The sequence below is a fragment of the Vibrio sp. SG41-7 genome, from assembly GCF_014164465.1.
Classification (GTDB): Bacteria; Pseudomonadota; Gammaproteobacteria; order Enterobacterales; family Vibrionaceae; genus Vibrio; species Vibrio splendidus.
The window spans coordinates 1-1,117 of sequence record NZ_JACJFF010000295.1 but is presented as its reverse complement, the minus strand read 5'-3'; the positions used below and the strand labels follow the sequence as shown (position 1 = coordinate 1,117).

The following is a 1,117-nucleotide window of genomic DNA, read 5'->3' as shown; positions in this document are numbered from 1 at the left end:
AACCGTATGGCTTCCGTAACGATAGTCCATGACCAACTCCACCTATGTACAGAGTTGTAAAGTATCATAGCTAAAGCTGACCGACTAAAGTCGGTGGTTTTAACCTTTTAGGAGACTAATAAAAACTCAAACTTTAATAAAGGTAATGACCCGATGATTCTCGTAAACCTCGCCCGTTGAGGGCTAGGTTAGGCAATTAAAAACACTAGATGTATAACCAGCATTTCTTGTTAAATTATCATTATCATCTCGATTTTTCTGCAATTTGAAGCTGATGAAACAGCTCTGCGGTGGTGAGAATAACAATTCTCGTCAGTGCTTTTTCAAGACCAAAACACCTTACTTACATGTCGACATTAAATAGACACATAAATTAACTCGTACACAACATGACAGTTTATAGTATGACTTACTTTATTTTTTCGTAGAGTAGATCACGGTCTTAATGGGTAAATTTGAAGGACAGATGTCAGAGAGAACACATGAATACTCATATTAAAATCAAAGCTTAATGCGACCAAAAACATACTTTTCCTGCAAGGCTGAGTCTAGTTTATGGTTGGACTGGCACAATCCAAACGCATAATAAACGGGGCGACCGGACTTGAAATCGTTTGAGATAACAACGAGGTTAGTGACTACTTACCCCCCACCCCGTAATCTGCTAAAACCTAAATCAATTCCGACTTTAAACAAAGCGCATGCAACCAAACGCTCGTACAAATGAAAAAACACAACAAATGCGCAACAAATACTTTACAAAACGAGTGCGGGTATCTATCGTAAACATGCTCGCTATGTTGATTAGCTCAACGCTAGGCGTATAGCTCTCACAGACAAGCAAAATAGTCCTTGTCGTTTTTACTACTACCCAATCAATCTCTTCAATAAATGTTAGCAAATTACCATAGATAGTAACTAGTGTGCTCATCTTCTAGTCAATAAGATATACGAGGTAAACAATGTCACGTGTTTTAGGTATGGTTTTAGCAGGTGGAGAAGGCTCTCGATTGAGACCTTTAACTGAATCTCGAAGCAAACCCGCGGTTCCTTTCGGAGGGAGCTATCGATTAATTGATTTTGCTTTAAATAACTTTGTTAACGCGGATTTACTGAA

The 1,117-nt window shown here is 38.5% G+C and carries 1 protein-coding gene; it reads left to right on the top strand.

Translation table 11 applies throughout. The features are described from left to right. Positions 1 to 962: 962 nt before the first annotated feature. Positions 963 to 1,117, top strand: a 155-nt coding sequence (locus tag H5300_RS26735) for a sugar phosphate nucleotidyltransferase (protein ID WP_259397969.1), incomplete at its 3' end; no start/stop codon positions are given.